Origin of the sequence: Fructilactobacillus sanfranciscensis (assembly GCF_029023685.1) — a bacterium.
Taxonomy (GTDB): Bacteria; Bacillota; Bacilli; order Lactobacillales; family Lactobacillaceae; genus Fructilactobacillus; species Fructilactobacillus sanfranciscensis.
In genome coordinates, this window is sequence record NZ_CP118925.1 from 1,044,678 (window position 1) to 1,066,222 (window position 21,545).

The 21,545-nt window shown below is 37.2% G+C and carries 13 protein-coding genes, 21 tRNA genes and 3 rRNA genes; 3 read left to right on the forward strand and 34 right to left on the reverse strand.

Features of this window, described 5'->3' with window-relative positions; genetic code table 11:
• Positions 1–42: 42 nt before the first annotated feature.
• The 4 genes from pepF to PY770_RS05350 are packed head-to-tail and all read right to left on the reverse strand — an operon-like array spanning position 43 to position 4,398.
• Positions 43–1,842, reverse strand: a complete 1,800-nt coding sequence (pepF, locus tag PY770_RS05335) for an oligoendopeptidase F (protein WP_163600965.1) — start codon at positions 1,840–1,842, stop codon at positions 43–45.
• Positions 1,832–2,899 (reverse strand): competence protein CoiA, encoded by a 1,068-nt coding sequence (locus tag PY770_RS05340; RefSeq protein WP_103428401.1) that lies wholly within the window; start codon positions 2,897–2,899, stop codon positions 1,832–1,834. The genes pepF and PY770_RS05340 overlap by 11 nt, the downstream gene beginning before the upstream one ends.
• A gap of 48 nt (positions 2,900–2,947) precedes the next feature.
• Complete coding sequence (locus tag PY770_RS05345) at positions 2,948–3,643, reverse strand: adaptor protein MecA (RefSeq protein WP_163600964.1); 696 nt, start codon at positions 3,641–3,643, stop codon at positions 2,948–2,950.
• Between the two features lie 11 nt (positions 3,644–3,654).
• Positions 3,655–4,398 carry an MBL fold metallo-hydrolase gene (locus PY770_RS05350; protein WP_056957560.1) on the reverse strand — a complete coding sequence of 248 codons (744 nt, stop codon included), beginning with the start codon at positions 4,396–4,398 and terminating at the stop codon, positions 3,655–3,657.
• An 87-nt stretch (positions 4,399–4,485) separates the two neighbouring features.
• Here PY770_RS05350 and PY770_RS05355 point away from each other — a divergent pair, with 87 nt between their 5' ends.
• Positions 4,486–4,986: a hypothetical protein gene (locus PY770_RS05355; protein ID WP_103428399.1), complete on the forward strand. Its 501-nt coding sequence runs from the start codon at positions 4,486–4,488 to the stop codon at positions 4,984–4,986.
• Between the two features lie 155 nt (positions 4,987–5,141).
• On the opposite strand, the gene PY770_RS05360 is transcribed toward PY770_RS05355, so the two are convergent.
• The 30 genes from PY770_RS05360 to PY770_RS05505 all read right to left on the reverse strand — a co-directional run bounded on the left by PY770_RS05360 (position 5,142) and on the right by PY770_RS05505 (position 18,452).
• Positions 5,142–5,216, reverse strand: a tRNA-Asp gene (locus PY770_RS05360).
• A gap of 4 nt (positions 5,217–5,220) precedes the next feature.
• Positions 5,221–5,294, reverse strand: a tRNA-Met gene (locus tag PY770_RS05365).
• A gap of 19 nt (positions 5,295–5,313) precedes the next feature.
• Positions 5,314–5,385: transfer RNA gene (locus tag PY770_RS05370), tRNA-Glu, on the reverse strand.
• Positions 5,386–5,410: 25 nt separating this feature from the next.
• Positions 5,411–5,498, reverse strand: a tRNA-Ser gene (locus PY770_RS05375).
• A 6-nt stretch (positions 5,499–5,504) separates the two neighbouring features.
• Positions 5,505–5,579 (reverse strand) — tRNA-Ile (locus PY770_RS05380).
• A 7-nt stretch (positions 5,580–5,586) separates the two neighbouring features.
• A tRNA-Gly gene (locus tag PY770_RS05385) sits at positions 5,587–5,657 on the reverse strand.
• A gap of 30 nt (positions 5,658–5,687) precedes the next feature.
• Positions 5,688–5,760 (reverse strand) — tRNA-Phe (locus tag PY770_RS05390).
• Between the two features lie 9 nt (positions 5,761–5,769).
• Positions 5,770–5,844 (reverse strand) — tRNA-Asp (locus tag PY770_RS05395).
• Between the two features lie 4 nt (positions 5,845–5,848).
• Positions 5,849–5,922, reverse strand: a tRNA-Met gene (locus PY770_RS05400).
• A gap of 7 nt (positions 5,923–5,929) precedes the next feature.
• Positions 5,930–6,019: transfer RNA gene (locus tag PY770_RS05405), tRNA-Ser, on the reverse strand.
• 71 nt (positions 6,020–6,090) lie between these two features.
• Positions 6,091–6,165, reverse strand: a tRNA-Ile gene (locus PY770_RS05410).
• A gap of 10 nt (positions 6,166–6,175) precedes the next feature.
• Positions 6,176–6,249: transfer RNA gene (locus tag PY770_RS05415), tRNA-Met, on the reverse strand.
• A 31-nt stretch (positions 6,250–6,280) separates the two neighbouring features.
• A tRNA-Pro gene (locus PY770_RS05420) sits at positions 6,281–6,354 on the reverse strand.
• A gap of 5 nt (positions 6,355–6,359) precedes the next feature.
• Positions 6,360–6,433: transfer RNA gene (locus tag PY770_RS05425), tRNA-Arg, on the reverse strand.
• A gap of 8 nt (positions 6,434–6,441) precedes the next feature.
• Positions 6,442–6,527, reverse strand: a tRNA-Leu gene (locus tag PY770_RS05430).
• 5 nt (positions 6,528–6,532) lie between these two features.
• Positions 6,533–6,604 (reverse strand) — tRNA-Gly (locus PY770_RS05435).
• Between the two features lie 4 nt (positions 6,605–6,608).
• Positions 6,609–6,681: transfer RNA gene (locus tag PY770_RS05440), tRNA-Thr, on the reverse strand.
• A gap of 31 nt (positions 6,682–6,712) precedes the next feature.
• Positions 6,713–6,785: transfer RNA gene (locus PY770_RS05445), tRNA-Lys, on the reverse strand.
• 2 nt (positions 6,786–6,787) lie between these two features.
• Positions 6,788–6,860: transfer RNA gene (locus PY770_RS05450), tRNA-Val, on the reverse strand.
• Between the two features lie 7 nt (positions 6,861–6,867).
• Positions 6,868–6,984 (reverse strand): 5S ribosomal RNA (rrf, locus tag PY770_RS05455).
• An 82-nt stretch (positions 6,985–7,066) separates the two neighbouring features.
• Positions 7,067–9,982 (reverse strand): 23S ribosomal RNA (locus PY770_RS05460).
• A 170-nt stretch (positions 9,983–10,152) separates the two neighbouring features.
• Positions 10,153–10,225: transfer RNA gene (locus tag PY770_RS05465), tRNA-Ala, on the reverse strand.
• A gap of 27 nt (positions 10,226–10,252) precedes the next feature.
• Positions 10,253–10,327, reverse strand: a tRNA-Ile gene (locus PY770_RS05470).
• A 95-nt stretch (positions 10,328–10,422) separates the two neighbouring features.
• A 16S ribosomal RNA gene (locus PY770_RS05475) occupies positions 10,423–12,000 on the reverse strand.
• The 16S, 23S and 5S rRNA genes sit together here with 21 tRNA genes alongside, the layout of an rRNA operon.
• A 437-nt stretch (positions 12,001–12,437) precedes the next feature.
• Entirely contained in the window at positions 12,438–14,501 is a 2,064-nt protein-coding gene (locus tag PY770_RS05480) for an LTA synthase family protein (protein ID WP_056958319.1), read from the reverse strand.
• Between the two features lie 31 nt (positions 14,502–14,532).
• The gene (locus PY770_RS05485) at positions 14,533–15,546 is read right to left on the reverse strand and encodes a lysylphosphatidylglycerol synthase transmembrane domain-containing protein (protein WP_014082292.1); all 1,014 of its coding nucleotides are present in this window, start codon (positions 15,544–15,546) and stop codon (positions 14,533–14,535) included.
• Complete coding sequence (locus PY770_RS05490) at positions 15,530–16,585, reverse strand: glycosyltransferase family 4 protein (RefSeq protein ID WP_275045841.1); 1,056 nt, start codon at positions 16,583–16,585, stop codon at positions 15,530–15,532. Before PY770_RS05490 ends, PY770_RS05485 begins: the two co-directional genes overlap by 17 nt.
• Before the next feature lie 3 nt (positions 16,586–16,588).
• Positions 16,589–17,764 carry a glycosyltransferase family 4 protein gene (locus PY770_RS05495; protein WP_275045842.1) on the reverse strand — a complete coding sequence of 392 codons (1,176 nt, stop codon included), beginning with the start codon at positions 17,762–17,764 and terminating at the stop codon, positions 16,589–16,591.
• 124 nt (positions 17,765–17,888) lie between these two features.
• On the reverse strand, positions 17,889–18,155 hold the full coding sequence (locus PY770_RS05500) for a phosphocarrier protein HPr (RefSeq protein WP_014082295.1): 267 nt from the start codon (positions 18,153–18,155) through the stop codon (positions 17,889–17,891).
• A 102-nt stretch (positions 18,156–18,257) separates the two neighbouring features.
• Positions 18,258–18,452 (reverse strand): hypothetical protein, encoded by a 195-nt coding sequence (locus tag PY770_RS05505; RefSeq protein WP_014082296.1) that lies wholly within the window; start codon positions 18,450–18,452, stop codon positions 18,258–18,260.
• 155 nt (positions 18,453–18,607) lie between these two features.
• Here PY770_RS05505 and PY770_RS05510 point away from each other — a divergent pair, with 155 nt between their 5' ends.
• Together PY770_RS05510 and PY770_RS05515 are read left to right on the forward strand one after the other, a co-directional pair.
• Positions 18,608–20,611 (forward strand): ATP-dependent Clp protease ATP-binding subunit, encoded by a 2,004-nt coding sequence (locus tag PY770_RS05510; protein ID WP_168880890.1) that lies wholly within the window; start codon positions 18,608–18,610, stop codon positions 20,609–20,611.
• Positions 20,612–20,697: 86 nt separating this feature from the next.
• Positions 20,698–21,519 carry a MucBP domain-containing protein gene (locus tag PY770_RS05515; RefSeq protein ID WP_103428926.1) on the forward strand — a complete coding sequence of 274 codons (822 nt, stop codon included), beginning with the start codon at positions 20,698–20,700 and terminating at the stop codon, positions 21,517–21,519.
• The last annotated feature ends 26 nt before the right edge of the window (positions 21,520–21,545 follow it).

Sequence of the window (21,545 nt, forward strand, 5' to 3'; positions counted from 1 at the left end):
TAAGTGATTATTACCGGGATTTTTGTAATTCAAAAATAATTTTTAAATTAAGCTTTCTAATTCATCCATGCGTTGTGAAAATTTGGCAAATGCAGCTTCTAAATATTGACTATTAGTCATATCTACCCCTGCACGCTTCATAATATTAATTGGTGTATCTGAACTCCCAGATTTTAAATAATTTAAGTAAGCATCAATTGAATTCTGATTACCAGAACTGATTTTTTCAGCTAAAGTTGAAGCTGCACCAAACCCAGTTGCGTACTGATATACATAAAAATCATAATAGAAATGTGGAATTCTTGACCATTCAATTGCAATTTCTGGATCCGAAACAATCTCATCACCATAATATTTTTCATTAATTTCTTTGTACTTTTTACTCATTACATCCGCAGTTAATGATTTTCCTAATCTTCCCTGTTCGTGAATCCAATTCTCAAATTCAGCAAATTGTGTTTGACGGAAAATAGTTCCCTTGAAACCTTCTAAATATTGACTAAGAATGTATTTCTTCATTTCTGAATCATTCGTGTTAGCTAATAAATAGTCGGTAAGAATATTTTCGTTAGTTGTCGAGGCAATTTCAGCAACAAAAATTGAATAATTTCCATATTGATATGGTTGATTATGACTAGAATAAAAACTGTGCATACTATGTCCAGTTTCATGAATTAAAGTATATAAATTATCAAGATTATCTTGCCAGTTCAACAAAATGTATGGATTGGTATCATAAACTCCAGATGAATATGCACCAGTCCGTTTGCCTTTATTTTCAACTACATCAATCCAGCGATTGTCTAGTTCTTCTTGAACATGTTTTACATAGTCTGGTCCCATAATTTGAAGTGCTTGTAACATAATCTTTTTTGATTCAGCAAACGTATATTTAACATCTGGGTCTTTTGCGAGAGGCACATACATATCATACATATGCATTTCAGATAAATTTAGAATCTTTTTACGCAAAGATACATATCGATGCAATAAAGGTAAATTGTCATTTACCGTTTTAACTAAAGTATCAAAAACGCTTTCTGGAATTTCATTTTCATGCATAGCTTGTTCCCGTGCACTACTAAAGTGATGTGCTTGGGCTTGATAATTATTTACTGCAACTTCAGATGACAAAGTTGCTGCTAAAGTATGTTTAAACTGATTAAACACTGTATAGAACTTTTGAAAGGCTTCTTTTCTGGTATTTTGGTTGGTTGATTGAAGTAAGAGACTATATAATCCGTTTGATAAGCGTACTAAGTTTCCTTGATCATCTTTTACTTCTGGAAAAACAAAATCAGCACTATCCATCATACTGAATATTTTTTCAGGCGCGTTAAAAATATTAGAAGCACCTGACAATAATTTTTCAGCTTCAACACTTAGAACATGACCTTCATCTTTCAAAATCATCTTAAATAGACGATCATATTCGCTTAATTTAGGTTGCTTGGAAATGAAATTATCTATTTTGGCTTTGCCAAGATTAATAATTTCCGGATCAAACCAAGCTGTTGCTTCACTTAATTTTGTTCCTAGGGCTTCAACTTGTTCCATTCTAGCCTGAGCATCGTTATTGGAAGTATCCACGTCATTGCTAAGATGTGAATATACATATACGTTTTCGTAACGACGATTTAAATTCAAAACTTTTTTAACTACATTTAATAAATCATCTGCACTATTGCTCATAATACCAGATAATTGATTAATTGTTTTAGTCACTTCTTTAACAGAATCTAACTCAGCAAGGAATGCTTGATTATCTGAAAAAATAGGGGTTAAATCCCAGGTTAAGTTTTCAGGAACCTGATCACGATTGGGGATACTTTTAACTGTCATAATAATGCCTCTTTTCCAATTTTTTGATTGCACCAATTTTATCATAAGTATCTCGATACCAAATGAAATTTTGACTCAATTTTATGTTTTCTCCCTCAATTTTCACATATTGTTGTTTTGCTAATAATTTTAAAAAGCTTAACGTTGGATTTTTAATCTTAATAAATAAAAATTTCTCATGATTAACTAGTTGATATAAATCTGACAATTTGCACTCTTGTTTATTTTCTAAATATAAAATAATTTCAATTTTCCACTCTAACCAATTTCGATTTAAAATCGGTGAATTTTGAATCGGATAATAAACAATTAATGGACACCCAGTCAATAAGTGACCATTTTCATAGCATCTTTTTTGCAATTTTGTCATTGTAGTATCCTGCCACCGAACTTTAGTCTCAATAGACTGCGTAAGTTTAATTAAATTAGGCTGCAAATAGGTGTTTTGCTGTGGAGTTTTCATAAATTTTATTAACATTTGATAGTTATCAAATATTTTCAATTTGCATTGTATTTGATTACCAATTTGATAAATTTGATATTTCAAACAATATTGATGTTGAGAAGCATCTAAAAATAATAAATAAAATCCAACGCATTTTTGATAGCGGATAAATCTTAAAACTGAATAAGCATGCAAATTCTTCTTAAAATAATCCATCCCTAAAATCCAAATTGAATTAATTTTTCGAGATTGATAACCAATAACTCGTTCCTTTAGCCTCCGATTACTAATTGGGCTACATTGATATTCAAAAGCCAAGTTTCCAGTCAATAAATCAGGTCTTTGTTTCAAATCATTCAAATAAATTTCTAATTTAATTTTAGGATATTCTTTTATTAAATCCTTTAATAAATGTTGTTTACCTTTCAGATGTAACTGGGTTTCCCCCTCATTACCAACACAGTCAGATGAAACATAATGTGCAAAATGAGAAACCATCTTATGCCCTTTTTTTAGAATTACTAACTCATGACAAATGGGACAGGTATACTTTTTTTGCTTTTGGGCAAACTCAGCATTGATTAATTTTTCTTTGTAATGTGCAATTAACATTTCATCACCCTATCAAAGGTACGAAAAAAGACTAACCTAAATTAGTCTTTAGTTAAAATAATTTTTAATTGTAGTAATTGCTGAATCTTTAGTTATCAACTTAGCTTGCTTTTTAATTTGATCTGCATAAAATTCACTCAAATGACCATATTCATAAAACAATGACAAATGATTATCAATTAGGTCTAAACGATTTTTAACCTCTTCATACCCAACGTTTATTCCATCTGGAAGCAAAACAAATTTAAGGACTAAGTAATATCTATTTTGATCTTTATACAAATCGCTCGTATTTCGCATTCCAGGTAAATCAAGGCTACTTTGCAATTCATTAGTAGCATCAACCACTTTTTCAAAATCTTCAAAATAAATTGGAACAGTTCGAGTCATTGTTTTTTCATCAAACTCATCAATTGGTCGATTTTTTTCTTTGATTTCGTCAAATCTTTCTTTTGTTTGTTCTGACATAAATTTGACGTTCTTTTCAGCTAATTTGGAAACGACATTATTATCCTTGCTAATAATCATTTGAAAACCATCTGATTCTGGTAAGATTTGAAATGATACTAAATCATTATTTTGAAAATCGTGATTATCATCTACCTCTTCAAGGATTGAATAAAAGAAGTTTTCTACTTTATTTTTATCATTCATAAGATCTAAAATATTAACTTCTCTCTTTTTTAAATCACCTGATGTAATCCAAACTTTAATCGTATTTTCATTAGATCTTTCGTATTTCAATTTTATCCCTCTTAACTTATTTCAATTCTTTCTCCTACAGTTGGTAAAATAACTTTAATTTTATCCCCAGCAGCTTGTTCAGTTTGTTTTTTTAGCTCATCCAACTTATTTGATTGGGGCAAATGACTAATCATTAATTCATTTACATCTGCATTTTTAGCTAATTGACCAACTTCAGTCGAGGTCATATGCCAAATCGGACCAGTTTTATCACTGAAAAAGTTTGTATCTGCAATCAATAGATCAGCATCCTTTGTAAAATTGATTAATCCAGCAAAATAACGGGTATCAGCAGTATAAACAATGGTCTTACCGGTACTAATTTCTTTAATTCTAATCGCAAATGCAGGAACTGGATGAACAGTCTTTATAAAAGACAATTCGAATGGCCCAACTTTTTTGCTTTGGTTTTCTTCAAACCCTACTTTTTTAGTTGAGTTTGGCCAATCTAACCTATCAAAGTTGAATTTGTCTAATGTATGCCCATATATTGGCAATATGGACGTTTTATAACGTTCATCGTGTAATTGCCAATAATATTGCAAAACACCCACATCTGCGATATGATCAGCGTGATAGTGTGATAAAACAACAGCATTTAATTTTAATGGATCAATTTGATTTTCAAGTGACATTAATACACCACTCCCACAATCAAGTAGTAAATTAAATCCATCAGATTGAATTAAATAACCACTGGTACCTTTATTTTGAAAAGGATACCCACCATAATAACCTAACACTGTTAATTTCATTAATATTCACCTTCTAATACTTATTTCTTTTAACTTAGCGTACTTTATTTTAAACTTAATGTAAATAAAATGAGTGGGGTAACAATTATGATTAAACAAATTTCTGTAACATTCGGTTCTCAGAGCGTTTTAGATAAAATTTTAAATGATCATCCAGACCGTGAATTAGCCTTATTTTCGCCATCAATTAATGCCACTAGTTTGCAACTAGTTGACTACTCTGGAAAAGAATCAGTTTTCTCAGCTCCAGTTATCTATAATGTCGTTTCACATACTGGAAATGACGATTGGAATCATTACATAGATTACGTTGAAGTAACTCCAGATGCTCAACGTCGTAAAGTTCTTGATGCTACTGCTAGTAATTTTATGACCGACATCAATCATCCTGAAGGAATGTACAGTGCCTATTACATGACTTCCAATGATAATGCTGATAAAAGAATCTTTTTAACCCTTTGGAAGGATAAATATTCATTTCTTCAATGGAAAGATAATAAAATTAATAACTTTATGGCATTTAATAATTTCAAGGATGATTTTAGTATTAACTATCATAATTCAGGTTATGAAAGAGTTGAAAAATAATTATTCAATTTAAAGCGGTATTAGCGATTTTAAAGTTAATACCACTTTTTAATTTGAATAAAATAAATTCATAAATAAAAAAAGTCTCATCATAAATGACGAGACAAACGCAATTTAACTAAAATAGATAAAATTACGATAATATTTAATTCGTACGGTCCGTACGAGACTCGAACTCGTGATCTCCTGCGTGACAGGCAGGCGTCTTAAACCGACTGGACCAACGGACCAAAATTGCGGGGGCTGGATTTGAACCAACGACCTCCGGGTTATGAGCCCGACGAGCTGCCAGACTGCTCTACCCCGCGATAATAAAAATATTAAAAATGACCCGCACGGGATTCGAACCCATGTTACTGCCGTGAAAGGGCAGTGTCTTAACCACTTGACCAGCGGGTCATATAAAATAATGAACCATAATTAACGGAGAAGGAGAGATTCGAACTCTCGCGCCGCTTGCGCGACCTACACCCTTAGCAGGGGCGCCTCTTCAGCCACTTGAGTACTTCTCCAAGAAGTGGGCCTAAGTGGACTCGAACCACCGACCTCACGCTTATCAGGCGTGCGCTCTAAACCAGCTGAGCTATAGGCCCATAAAAAAGCGGGTGACGAGAATCGAACTCGCGACAATAGCTTGGAAGGCTATGGTTTTACCACTAAACTACACCCGCATAATAATATGCTATATAAACTTGAAACAATGGCGCTGGACAGAATCGAACTGCCGACACACGGAGCTTCAATCCGTTGCTCTACCAACTGAGCTACAGAGCCAATTTAAAGCGGTCCGTACGAGACTCGAACTCGTGATCTCCTGCGTGACAGGCAGGCGTCTTAAACCGACTGGACCAACGGACCAAAATTGCGGGGGCTGGATTTGAACCAACGACCTCCGGGTTATGAGCCCGACGAGCTGCCAGACTGCTCTACCCCGCGATAATAAAGGAGGATGAGAGATTCGAACTCTCGCGCGATTTGACTCGCCTGACGGTTTTCAAGACCGTTCCCTTCAGCCAGACTTGGGTAATCCTCCATAACACGAAAACTATTATATCATGATGAAAAATTTATTGCAATAGGTATTAAACCAAAAGGTTTAATTTATGGATCTTGTAGGACTCGAACCTACGACCGGACGGTTATGAGCCGTCAGCTCTAAACCAACTGAGCTAAAGATCCATGGACCTAATCGCGGCAGAGGGGATCGAACCCCCGACCTCCCGGGTATGAACCGGACGCTCTAGCCAGCTGAGCTACACCGCGATCTATAGACAAAAGATAAACAATTATCTAATCGGGAAGACAGGATTCGAACCTGCGACCCCCTGGTCCCAAACCAGGTGCTCTACCAAGCTGAGCCACTTCCCGAAAAATGCACCTAGCAGGAGTCGAACCTGCAACCTTCTGATTCGTAGTCAGACACTCTATCCAATTGCGCTATAGGTGCATATTAAATGCCGAGGACCGGGATCGAACCGGTACGGTCATTACTGACCGCAGGATTTTAAGTCCTGTGCGTCTGCCAATTCCGCCACCCCGGCATTAAAGCGGAAGACGGGATTCGAACCCGCGACCTCCAGCATGGCAAGCTGGCGTTCTACCACTGAACTACTTCCGCATAATGCCGACTAGAGGATTCGAACCTCCGACCCCCTGTTTACAAGACAGGTGCTCTGCCAACTGAGCTAAGTCGGCATGTTATATGCCTAAAAATATTTAGTTTTAATGAGCCGTGGCAGGTTCGAACTGCCGACCCTCTGATTAAAAGTCAGATGCTCTACCGGCTGAGCTAACGGCTCAATGGAAGATACAGGGATCGAACCTGTGACCTCCTGCTTGTAAGGCAGATGCTCTCCCAGCTGAGCTAATCTTCCATTGATAGCGTAGCAACGTCCTATCCTCGCAGGGGGCGATCCCCCAACTACTTTTGGCGTGCTGAAGCTTAACTTCTGTGTTCGGCATGGGAACAGGTGTATCCTTCAGGCTATCGTCACTACACTAATTTCTGAGAAAAAATTGTTCTCTCAAAACTAGATAATATCATATCTTTCCGATTATGTCCATTGTATTTTCATTCTACTTGGTTAAGTCCTCGACTGATTAGTATTAGTCCGCTTCACGTATCACTACGCTTCCACTTCTAACCTATCTACCTGATCATCTTTCAGGAGTCTTACTTCCATATAGGAATGGGAAATCTCATCTTGAGGCGAGTTTCACACTTAGATGCTTTCAGCGTTTATCTCATCCATACATAGCTACTCAGCAATGCGCCTGGCGGCGCAACTGATACACCAGCGGTATGTCCATCCCGGTCCTCTCGTACTAGGGACAGCTCCTCTCAAATTTCCTGCGCCCGCGACGGATAGGGACCGAACTGTCTCACGACGTTCTGAACCCAGCTCGCGTACCGCTTTAATGGGCGAACAGCCCAACCCTTGGGACCAACTACAGCCCCAGGATGCGATGAGCCGACATCGAGGTGCCAAACCTCCCCGTCGATGTGAACTCTTGGGGGAGATAAGCCTGTTATCCCCAGGGTAGCTTTTATCCGTTGAGCGATGGCCCTTCCATATGGTACCACCGGATCACTAAGTCCGACTTTCGTCCCTGCTCGACCTGTTTGTCTCGCAGTCAAGCTTGCTTTTGCCTTTACACTTTAGGAATGATTTCCAACCATTCTAAGCAAACCTTTGAGCGCCTCCGTTACTGTTTAGGAGGCGACCGCCCCAGTCAAACTGCCAACCAGACACTGTCTCCGCGCACGATCAGTGCGCAGGGTTAGAGTGTTCACATAACAAGGGTAGTATCCCACTGACGCCTCCACCGAGACTAGCGTCCCGGCTTCTATGGCTCCTACCTATCCTGTACAAGTTATGTAAACACCCAATATCAAGCTACAGTAAAGCTCCATGGGGTCTTTCCGTCCTGTCGCGGGTAACCTGCTTCTTCACAGGTATCTTAATTTCACCGAGTCTATCGTTGAGACAGTACTCAAATCGTTACGCCTTTCGTGCGGGTCGGAACTTACCCGACAAGGAATTTCGCTACCTTAGGACCGTTATAGTTACGGCCGCCGTTTACTGGGGCTTCATTTCGGTGCTTCGCCGAAGCTAACACTTCCACTTAACCTTCCAGCACCGGGCAGGCGTCAGCCCATATACTTCATCTTACGATTTTGCATAAACCTGTGTTTTTGATAAACAGTCGTTTGAGTCTTTTCACTGCGGCTGGCCGTGAGGCCAGCACCCCTTCTTCCGAAGTTACGGGGTCATTTTGCCGAGTTCCTTAACGATAGTTCTCTCGCTCACCTGAGGATACTCTCCTCGACTACCTGTGTCGGTTTGCGGTACGGGTAATTAATTACTAACTAGAAGCTTTTCTCGGCAGTGTGACGTCAGATACTTCTCTACTTAAATTTCGATCCTCATCATCGCTTGTCAACCCGCTTAAAAGCATTTGACTCTTAAACTGACTTACGATTTGAACACACATTTCCAATCGTGTGCATATCTTAGCCTACTGCGTCCCTCCATCGTTCAAACATAATTAACTAGTACAGGAATCTCAACCTGTTATCCATCGCCTACGCTTCTCAGCCTCGGCTTAGGTCCCGACTAACCCTGGGTGGACGAGCCTTCCCCAGGAAACCTTAGTCATTCGGTGGATCAGATTCTCACTGATCTTTCGCTACTCATACCGGCATTCTCACTTCTAAGCGCTCCAGTAGTCCTTACGGTCTACCTTCATTGCCCTTAGAACGCTCTCCTATCACGCAACATAGTTGCGTCCGCAGTCTCGGTAATATGCTTAGCCCCGGTAAATTTTCGGCGCAGAATCACTCGACTAGTGAGCTATTACGCACTCTTTAAATGGTGGCTGCTTCTGAGCCAACATCCTAGTTGTCTATGCAACTCCACTTCCTTTTCCACTTAGCATATATTTAGGGACCTTAACTGGCGGTCTGGGCTGTTCCCCTTTCGACGATGGATCTTATCACTCATCGTCTGACTCCCGGACATAAATCAATGGTATTCGGAGTTTATCTGAACTCAGTAATCCTAGATGGACCCCTTGCTCAAACAGTGGCTCTACCTCCATGATTCTAATTCCGAGGCTAGCCCTAAAGCTATTTCGGAGAGAACCAGCTATCTCCAAGTTCGTTTGGAATTTCACCGCTACCCACACCTCATCCCAGCACTTTTCAACGTACACGGGTTCGGACCTCCGGTGCGTATTACCGCACTTTCATCCTGGACATGGGTAGATCACCTGGTTTCGGGTCTACGGCAACATACTATGGCGCCCTATTAAGACTCGCTTTCGCTACGGCTCCGCTTTTTCGGCTTAACCTTGCATGCAACTGTAACTCGCCGGTTCATTCTACAAGAGGCACGCCATCACCCATTAACGGGCTCTGACTGCTTGTAGGCACATGGTTTCAGGAACTATTTCACTCCCCTTCCGGGGTGCTTTTCACCTTTCCCTCACGGTACTGGTTCACTATCGGTCACTAGGGAGTATTTAGCCTTGGGAGATGGTCCTCCCAGATTCCGACGACGTTTCACGTGTGTCGCCGTACTCAGGATCCTGAACTGAGGGTATTCGATTTCGTTTACGAGACTATCACTCTCTTTGGTGTAGCTTCCCAACTACTTCAACTATCAAATACTTTTGTAACTCAAATGTTCAGTCCTACAACCCCGAACCACAAGGGTTCGGTTTGGGCTGTTCCCCGTTCGCTCGCCGCTACTTAGGGAATCGAAATTTCTTTATATTCCTGTGGGTACTTAGATGTTTCAGTTCCCCACGTCTGCCTCTGCATAGCTATGTATTCACTATGCAGTGACCAGTCATAACACTGGTCGAGTTTCCTCATTCGGAAATCTCCGGATCAAAGCTTACGTACAGCTCCCCGAAGCTTATCGCAGTTAGTTGCGTCCTTCATCGGCTCCTAGTACCAAGGCATTCACCATGCGCCCTTATTAACTTAACCTATAACCCTACGGATTATAAATTATTTGAGTTTTAGCGATTAAAACTAATTAAAAAACTCAAAAATAACACAATGGTTATTTCTCGGTTCAATTATATATAAAAATATAATTATTACAGAAAATAATATTATCTAGTTTTCAAAGAACAAGAATGACACTCACGTGTCAATGGAGAATAGCGGGATCGAACCGCTGACCCCCTGCTTGCAAAGCAGGTGCTCTCCCAGCTGAGCTAATTCCCCATAATATTCAAAACCGACTTTTCGGTATGGGCCTAAGTGGACTCGAACCACCGACCTCACGCTTATCAGGCGTGCGCTCTAAACCAGCTGAGCTATAGGCCCAAAAAGCGAATACTATGAATATAAAATTTTAAGAGTAAATACTCTCAAAACTGACCAAGATTTTGATTAATGTAAGGTTCCGAATTATTCCTTAGAAAGGAGGTGATCCAGCCGCAGGTTCTCCTACGGCTACCTTGTTACGACTTCACCCTAATCATCTGTCCCACCTTAGGCGGCGGACTCCTAAAAAGGTTATCCAACCGACTTTGGGTGTTACAAACTCTCATGGTGTGACGGGCGGTGTGTACAAGACCCGGGAACGTATTCACCGTGGCATGCTGATCCACGATTACTAGCGATTCCAACTTCATGCAGTCGAGTTGCAGACTGCAATCCGAACTGAGAACGACTTTAAGAGATTAGCTTGACCTCGCGGTTTCGCAACTCGTTGTATCGCCCATTGTAGCACGTGTGTAGCCCAGGACATAAGGGGCATGATGATTTGACGTCATCCCCACCTTCCTCCGGTTTATCACCGGCAGTCTCTCTAGAGTGCCCAACTTAATGCTGGCAACTAAAGACAAGGGTTGCGCTCGTTGCGGGACTTAACCCAACATCTCACGACACGAGCTGACGACAACCATGCACCACCTGTCATTCTGTCCCCGAAGGGAACGTCTAATCTCTTAGATTGGCAGAAGATGTCAAGTCCTGGTAAGGTTCTTCGCGTAGCATCGAATTAAACCACATGCTCCACCGCTTGTGCGGGTCCCCGTCAATTCCTTTGAGTTTCAACCTTGCGGTCGTACTCCCCAGGCGGAATGCTTAATGCGTTAGCTGCGGCACTGAAAGGCGGAAACCTTCCAACACCTAGCATTCATCGTTTACGGCATGGACTACCAGGGTATCTAATCCTGTTTGCTACCCATGCTTTCGAGCCTCAGCGTCAGTTACAGACCAGATAGCCGCCTTCGCCACTGGTGTTCCTTCATATATCTACGCATTTCACCGCTACACATGAAGTTCCACTATCCTTTTCTGCACTCAAGTTTATCAGTTTCCGATGCACTTCTCCGGTTAAGCCGAAGGCTTTCACATCAGACTTAATAAACCGCCTGCGCTCCCTTTACGCCCAATAAATCCGGACAACGTTTGCCACCTACGTATTACCGCGGCTGCTGGCACGTAGTTAGCCGTGACTTTCTGGTTAGATACCGTCATACCGTGAGCAGTTGCTCTCACGGCTGTTCTTCTCTAACAACAGAGTTTTACGAGCCGAAACCCTTCTTCACTCACGCGGCGTTGCTCCATCAGACTTTCGTCCATTGTGGAAGATTCCCTACTGCTGCCTCCCGTAGGAGTATGGGCCGTGTCTCAGTCCCATTGTGGCAGATTACCCTCTCAGGTCTGCTACGTATCATCGCCTTGGTGAGCTATTATCTCACCAACTAGCTAATACGCCGCGGGTCCATCCAGAAGCACTAGCACAAAGGCCAGCTTTCAAACAAGAACCATGTGGTTCTTGTTGTTATACGGTATTAGCATCTGTTTCCAGGTGTTATCCCCTTCTTCTGGGCAGGTTACCCACGTGTTACTCACCAGTTCGCCACTCAGTCGGATCCAAAATCATCTTAGTGCAAGCACTAAGAATTAATTGGGCGACTTCGTTCGACTTGCATGTATTAGGCACGCCGCCAACGTTCGTCCTGAGCCAGGATCAAACTCTCATTTTAAAAATGAGAACTTTACTAGCTCTTATTTATTTGTTTTCACAAATTGACATTGCATATTTGTTTAATCTTTAAACTAAGTTTAAAGATTATCCTTACACTTATTGTAATCAAAATCTTGTTCAGTTTTCAAAGATCTACTCGTAGCAAACGAACTTATATCAACTATTTGCCGACTTAATCATTGTATAACGACTGGAAATTATTGTCAATAAAAACTTAGAAATAATTTTTTAAAAAATAAGTCATCTCAACGACAAATACTATCTTACCAAGTAGATGAAGTTTCGTCAATATCTTTTTCAATAAAAACTTAGAAATAATTTTTTAAAAATAATAAGTCATCTCAACGACAAATACTATCTTACCAAGTAGATGAAGTTTCGTCAATATCTTTTTCAATAAAATAAAAAAAGATGCCTCATCGGCATCTTTTTAATTTATTTAAGTTCTGGAGCATCAGTTTTAAAATCATTAATCGTGGATTTACCACCATTTTGATCGATCAAATCTGTCTTTTTCTTTTTATCTTCTTCTTTTAATTTCTTTAAGGTAGCTTTTTTATTATAATCAATAGTTTTCTTATTGACATCTTTATAGTTTTTAAGTTTATGGAACCGTAATAAATCTCCATAAACGACCTTGTCGGAGTTTTCTAAAGAATCATCAACATACTTTTGAATATTATTGATTGTCTTCTTCTGTGAGCTTGTAGGATGAATTTCTTGCCCTGTTGCTGTGTCATAAATGGTTCCACCAACTTTAGTGTACTGTTTAGAAACAAAGTCGCCATTACGGAATGGAACGATTTGTTGGTTTTGATTACTTAATAAATCATGACCAAATTGAATCATATGATTATTTTTAATTCCTAGTAAGTGAAGTAAGGTTGGCAACACATCGATTTCTCCCCCATAGGTATGATCTATATGTCCATCCAAATTGCCTCCATTAATCATAAATGGAACTTTTTGGAACTGAGCCAAATCATATTTATTGACGCTCTTCTTACCTAGTAATTTAGCAATGGCGGGACGGTGATTATTAGAAATACCATAATGATCACCATATAAAACAACAACACTATTTTTCGCTAATCCACTCTTTTGAAGGTAGGCCTCAAATTCACCAAATGATTGATCAAGATAATGAGCAGTTTGCACATAAGGGTCAACCGTATTATCACCTGTCTTAGTTGCAGGGGATGAAGTGTTTCGCTTATCTAGTTCATATGGATAATGGTTAGTTAATGTAATTAATTTAGCATAAAATGGTTGTGGTAATTGTTGAATATAAGGAATCGCTTGTTTGAAGAAAATCTTATCCTTCATACCATAACCAATATTGTATTGAGGTTTTGTTTTATAGTACGAATCACTAAAGAAATAATCATATCCCCATGATTTGTAGGCATTATTTCGATTCCAAAAAGTTGGAACATCTCCATGAAAGGCAGCACTGGTGTATCCAGCTTCTTCATCAAGAATTGAAGGAGCAGCTTGATACGTATTTTGTGCACCATAGCTAACCATTGCTGAGCCTTGTGGCAATCCGTACAATGAATTTTCTAGCATCATTTCAGCATCAGAAGTCTTTCCTTGAGCTACTTGGTGATAGAAATCATCAAAAGCAATTGTATGTTGATTATGGTAGAACTTATTAATATTTGGTGTAACTTCTTTTCCATCGACTTTGTAATCAATTAAAAATTGTTGGAAACTTTCCAAATGAATGATAAAGACATTCTTTCCTTTTTCTTTACCAAAGTATTGCACGTTAGGACTAACTTGATTCTGGTTGATAAATTTTTGTACACCTTTTAAATCAGATACTTTTGCATTTGCTCGAGTCTGACTTTCTTGATGATTTTGATAGATATTAAATGCTGCATACTCGTTTAATCCCAAATACTTAACAATGTAGTTGTTATCAAAAGTTCTCGTTAATAGACCAGAACGATCTGCGTTAGCAACATTATATTCCGCAAACATTAAGACAAATGAAAGAATCGTAATTAAGAAAGCAAAACGCTTCTTAAATGGTTTTTTATCAATTTTAATTACTTTAAAAAGTAATAGTAAAATCAAAATAACAATATCAACATAAGCAATAAAATCACCTGGACGCAAAATTTGGACAAAACTCTTTCCTAAGTTGTTTTGAACATCTCCTGTTCCTTTGATGATTCCCATTGATAAAAAGTCAGAAAACTCACGGTAATATAAAATATTTGCAAACAACCAAGTTGACTGCAAAAAATCAATGATTAACATTAACCAATATGAGAGCTTCCCTCTAAAGTACAATGCAATTCCAAAAAGCAATAATGCTGATGGAATTGGATTTACTACAAGTAAAAAGTTTTGGATTCCACCTGTAACTCCAAGGGTAAAATCCGTCCGATATGCAATGTAAGTTTTTAGGCAAAACAAAACTACAACTAATGTAAAGAAACCAAAAGTTGTATTAAAAAAATTTCGAATGCGCTTTAAGACGTTAACCATTCCTTTTTCCTCCAAAATAATACAATATAACCTATTTTTTATTCTTGCTGGGCTTTACTAGCAAGGCGAACAATCCTAAAACAAGTCCTACATAATAAGTTAGGATTCGCCATAAGATCATTGCAACTGCTAGTTTGCTACTACTATAAATGTAACTTTTAAATAGCATCTCGAAACTATATTCCGCTCCACCGGCTCCTCCAGGAATTGGAAACATCGATATCACTAAGAAAATCAAAATATTTAAACTAGTAACCATAATAATGTTTGCATTGTTACAGCCTAATGAACGCATCACAAAATAAGGAATCATGTAATAAAAAAGCAATTGAAAAAAAGTCAAAATAAAAACTTTTCCCAATAATTTCCATTGATGTCCAATTTTAACACTTTCGGTATAAAAGGAATCAATTTTTTCGTTAACTATTATAACCCAATTCTGATAACGTCCTTCGCCAACAAACCACCTTAAAGGTTTAATTATTAAATTAATTATTTTTTTAGTAAATTGGTACCAATACATAATCATTAATAATACAACAATCACAACTAAATGGATTAAAAAACCAAATAATACGAACCATGCTAATGCATGAACCTTATCAATTAAAAATTCGAAACCAATTATCAAACTAATTATAAAATTAAATACAATCATAATCTGATAGACCACGAATTTCATCATTAAGGCAGACGTTGCTTTTCCCGCATCAACCCCTGACTGCATCAGTATGACCAACTGAGCAGGCTGTCCTCCAGATGAAAAAGGCGTAATTCCATTAAATAATTGTTCAACTAATGGAACTCGGATTGCATCATGAAAAGTGAATTTTGGATTACTGCTATGAACAAGTAGGTAAGTAATCACTGTTTCAAAAAACAAATAGGCCAAAATACAACAAACTGCTAATAAAAGCCATGCAGGATTAAGCTTAGTTAAATCATGAATTAAAACTGTAAATTTAATATCACGAAGTGCATACCAAGCGATAAGTAACCCAATCGCAATCACAAATAAAAGTGATAGCTTATTTCTTTTTGACATTAATCTGTCCTTTCACTCGTCCAATCTCAGCTTGTTCTGTATAAAATTTATACCAAATTTCAGCTAAATGATTTTCTGAGTAATAAGTTGAAGCTTCTTGTGATTTTTTTACAAACTTTTGTATCAAATCAGGACTACTTGCTAACTTTTTCAAATCACTATTCATTTGAGTTTCATCATCAGCTGAAATATAGTATCCACCAATGATTTTTTTATAAAGGTCCAAATTACGTAAAACAACCGGTAATCCGCATGAAAAAGCTTCCAATACTGACATAGGAAATAATTCATTGAATGACGGCAATAAAAAAACATCCGCCATATCGTAATAATCAACTAATTTATCGCGATCAACAATTCCAGGAAAAACTAAATTAACTGGTGGATGATTAACCAATTGCTTAAGTTCTTCGTACCCTGCTGTCATTGCACCAAACGAAAAACCACCAACCCAAATAAATTGAAAATCAGGGTTTTGGCGAGCCAACTTAGCAAAATCTAGTACCCCTTTACGTGTTTGGACTTGTCCAGTACAAATTACAGTAAATTTTTGTTCATCAAAGTGGTACTGTTTGCGTAAGTCCTTTTTTTCGACATTATTTACCGAATGAAATTCATTTTTACTTACAAAATTTGGAATATATGTAATTTTATCGCGTTTAATTCCATAGTTTTCCAACTTTGGAATAAAGGTCGGATTAACCACAACAATTTCATCCATTCTTTTATAAAATGCAATTACGTATTTATAAAACAACTTACGAAACGGGCCGGGAATTGTTAAACTCTCATCTAACGTTTCCGGCAAAAAATGCACGTATCCGATTTTTCGACCCCTTTTTTTAGAAAAAGTTGATAAATAGAACATTGGGTCGATTGTATGATAGTGGCTAAGATCAGTTCGATTGTATTTATTAATTTCAATTTCAAATTGTTGGGGAAACTTTTCCGTTAACATCCGCACCAACTCAGTATAAGCACTTCCCACTCCCTGTCCTTTAATTTTTGTGGCAGTGGAAAACATATCAATTTTTAACATCAACTACTCCTCGTCAGTCACATCATCATATGAATTGTCATAATTGTTCAAAGCCGCATCATAAAAATCGATAATTCGATCAACAAAGTAAACGGCAGAAATATCATGTAATTTTTGTTTTCGCAATTCTAAATTATTAGGATACTGCTGTGGGTTTTGTAAATACGTGACCACGTCATCAATAAATTCGACTTCTGAATTAAAAGTCATTCCTAATGATTTATTATTGATTAATCCATCAGTGTAAGGACTGGTCGCAACTACTACTTTAGTACCAGCAGCCATTGCTTCAATGTAAGTTAGTCCCTGAGATTCTGATTCAGACGTTGACACAAATACATTCGCCATTCGATAGTAACGGTAAACATCATCATTATCAATTTCACCTGTAAAAATCACTGAATCTTCGAGTTTTAATTTTTTCACTTGTTGATGCAAATCATTTTCGGCTGGACCTTGTCCTACAATTACAAGCTTAGCTTCTGGAACTTGTTTTAAAATTTTAGGAAGTGCGTCAATTAATTCAGAAATGTTTTTTTCGTAAGCCAAGCGACTAACTGACAACATAACCGGAGTTTCTTCTGAAATTCCCAATTCCTTACGAATATCGATCGTACTTGGTTCTTCATAATGCTCAACATTAATCCCAGTTGGAATAATCCTAATTGGACTTTTAACACCATAACCAGTCAACTTATCTAGCACGCGTTTACTTGGAGAAACAATCCCATCTAAATGATGACAAAAATACAAAGTTCCCTCTTTAACGTGAATCGGTTTTAATAAATGACCATTAGCAACATAATGAAGATAATCTTCATACATCGTATGATAAGTATGAATACATGGAATACTTAGGTTTTTGGCTACAAATTTTCCAATCATTCCCATCGAAAATTCAGTTTGAGTATGAACAATATCTAAATGTAGTTTTTTTGCAATTTGTGTTGCTTGAAATAAACCACGGACTGCAATCCGTCGCTCAGTAAAAGAAATAAAGGGAATACTTGAGAAACGATAGATATGATCATCTTTTACTTCTTTTGCATTTGGATCAGTTGTCGTAAAAATATAAACATTATTTCCACGACGTTCTAACTCATCTTTAAGGGTCTTGATTGAGGTGGCTACCCCGCTAACTTGGGGAAAATATGTATCTGTAAATAGTCCAATATTCAAGTTAATCTTCATCCTTTCAATTTGAGCTAAACAAATGTAATTATATGGGTTTAAAAAACACTTTGCAAATTATGAAAATAAATAAAAAGAGTTGCCTCAGCAACTCTCTTTAATCATTAAAAAATTAGTCGATTAAACCTTCATCTTTCATGGTTTTAGCAATCGCATCAAGTGCTTCTTTTGCATCGTCGCCTTCAGCAGTAATTGTAATTACTGCGTTTTGACCAACACCGAGTGACATAACTCCCATGATTGACTTAAGGTTAACTGTTTTGTCTTCGTATTCTAATGTAATGTTTGCGTTAAATTTACTTGCAGTTTGAACTAAGAAAGTAGCAGGACGAGCGTGAATACCGGTTTCTGCTGTAATTTTGAATTGACGTTTTTCCATAATAAACGCACTCCTTTTAATTTACCTTTTTTATACTTTAAGGTTACCAATAACTAATTTAAAATACAAGTTTTTCAAACCTGTATTCTGTTAATTTAAGAATTAATTATCATTATCGTAATGATAAACAACAATTCCCTGATCGCCAGCATTTCCAATTATTCGTTTACGAGTTTCATAATCCATAAATGCTTGTTGAAAAACGAGAAATTCATCTGGCGTGATTGTAAGTTCTTTGATTTTACCATCACGAAGCTGATCCAATAATTCTGTATAATCTGATTTTGTCTTATCCAAAAAAGACCTCCCATTTGAAAACGTTTTCTTATTATATTCTACCATAAAAAGTTAAATAATAATTAACAGTCACTTTACTTGAATCAACTTTGCTTGTGAGTATAATTAATTTTAAATAGTCAACAAAGGTCAAAACTATGAAGGAGGTTTTGAATATGGAAGGACAACAAGGAGCTTATGGTTTCAGTAATTTAGATGATTTACTACGCTCAATGCAAACTGGAAATATGAATGGTGCCAAAACACCTGGTAATGGTGGAAAAAATAACGGTATCATTGCTCAATACGGAACTGATTTAACTAAATTAGCTCGTCAAGGTAAACTTGATCCAATGATTGGCCGAGAAAAACAAACTGCTCGAGCAATCGAAGTCTTAAATCGTCGCTCTAAAAACAACCCTGTTTTAATCGGTGAAGCAGGAGTTGGTAAGACAGCAATCGTAGAAGGTTTAGCGCAAAAGATTGCTGATGGAACTGTTCCTCAAAAACTTCGCAATAAGAAAATTATTCAAATCGATATGGTTTCAATGATTCAAGGAACTGGAATTCGTGGACAATTCGAAAAGAAGATGCAGGCTCTTATCAAAGAAGTTAAAGCTGACAAAAATCTGATTCTTTTCATTGATGAAATTCATGAAATTGTAGGCGCTGGAAATTCTGAAGGTGGTCTTGATGCTGGAAATGTGCTTAAACCAGCCTTGGCTCGTGGAGATTTCCAACTAATCGGTTCTACCACTCTCAAAGAATATCGCGATATTGAAAAAGATTCTGCTTTAGCGCGTCGTTTCCAACCAATTATGGTAGAAGAACCAACGACTGAACAAGCAATCAAAATTTTAAAAGGACTTCAAAAAAATTACGAAGATTATCACATGGTTCATTATACCGAAGACGCAATTAATGCTGCCGTAAAACTATCTAACCGTTATATCAATGATCGTTTCTTACCAGATAAAGCCATTGACTTAATGGATGAAACTGGTTCAAGAAAGAATCTAACGCTTAATATTATTGATCCAAAAGCAATTGACAAAGAAATTTCAGAAGCTGAAAAGCAAAAAGAAACTGCATTAGATAAAGAAGATTATGAAACTGCTGCATTTTATCGTGATCGGGAAAAACAACTCAATCGTCAAAAAGATAACCTTGCCCAAGAAAAAGCAAAGAACAATACGGTTACTGAAAAAGATATGCAACAAGTTGTAGAAGAAATTACTAGCATTCCCGTTGCTGATTTAGAAGATCAAGAAAAAGCACAACTTAAAAATTTAAATGTTAACCTTGAAAAACACGTAATTGGTCAAGGCAACGCTGTTAATAAAGTGGCTAAAGCAATTCAAAGAAATCGGGTTGGCTTTAACAAGTCTGGTCGTCCAATTGGTTCATTTCTCTTTGTCGGACCTACTGGAGTTGGTAAAACAGAACTTGCAAAGCAATTAGCTGAACAACTCTTTGGTTCAAAAGAATCAATTATTCGTTTTGATATGTCTGAATACCGTGAACCTCAATCAATTGCCAAACTAATTGGAGCCGCTCCCGGATACGTTGGATATGATGAAGCTGGTCAATTAACTGAAAAGGTTCGTCGTCATCCATACAGTTTGATTTTGTTAGATGAAGTTGAAAAAGCTCACTCAGATGTGCTTCACGCATTCTTACAAGTTCTAGATGATGGTCGTTTAACCGATTCACAGGGGCGCACGGTATCATTTAAGGATACTGTCATCATCATGACCAGTAATGCTGGGGCAAACACGGGTGCTAACGTCGGTTTTGGTGCCGAAACGAGTGGCAGTACTCACTCTGTTTTAGATAAATTAAGTGCCTACTTCAAGCCTGAATTTTTAAATCGATTTGATGATATCATCGAATTTAATTCATTAAATAAAAAAGAATTACGTCAAATTGTAAACCTTCTTTTGAGTGATATGAATGAAACATTAGCGCAAAATGATTTAACTGTTGACGTCTCTGATGACGTTAAAGAGCAATTAGTTGAACTAGGTTACAATCCGGCAATGGGTGCTCGTCCATTACGTCGAGTAATTCAAGAACAACTTGAAGATCAGGTAGCTGGATATTTGTTGGATAATCCTAATGTTAAAGCATTAAAAGCTACTCTAGATAAAAATAAAGACATTAAAATTAGTGCCAAATAAGCAAAAATGCTACTTACTATTGAATTAGTAAGTAGCATTTTTTATTTAATGTTAAAATTAAACTATTACATTTGGAGGTTACTAATTTGTTTAATTTTATCAAAAAATTATTTATGCCTAAGCAAAAGAACAAACCACGTCCGAAACATCTAGCAAAAAACTCAGTTTCAATGACAAGGAATGCCAAAAATTTCAAACCCAAAACTATTGAAAATTCAGATAAATTAACGATTACCTCAAAACAGAATGCCTTATCCACAAAGAATCCCGCAACAATATTAGTAAAATTTTTAAATGCCAATCAAGACGAACTAAGATCTCAGTTAATTTTTAAATCTTATTTAGGAGAACCATTAAGATTAACAATTCCTCAATTTAAAAACTATATCTTTAAAAAAATTGAAGGAATGACATCCATCGTGGTCGCCACTCAACAAACCATTATTATTCATTATAAAAAAAAATTAGGAAAACCTGTCATGGTATATTGTTTTGATTACGATAATAATACCTTGCTGAAAGTTCCAGAATTTATGACTGGCGAGATAAATGAACATTATCAAGTTAAAATTCCTGCTATCCTTGGATACCAACTACATATTTCAATTGGTGACTTAGATGGTATCTTTAATAATGAACCACAAAATGTCATCTTATATTATCGCCATGACAATTGGAAATTAGTTCAACCAGTTAATTATCTGGTTAAAATAAAGCTCCCTGCTGTTGTTTACAGCCACGCTTTAGAAAAATCTAATTATGATTTTAAATTACCCGTTGGATCTGTTTGGAAAGTTTTCAAAGAAGTCCATACCAATGAACAAACATGGCTTTCACTTGGTGGTGCGGAATGGATTAAACAAGAATACGTTACCAAAATTAATGATGAAACCAAAAAAATTAACTAAAAAAACATCCGTCTGGATGTTTTTTT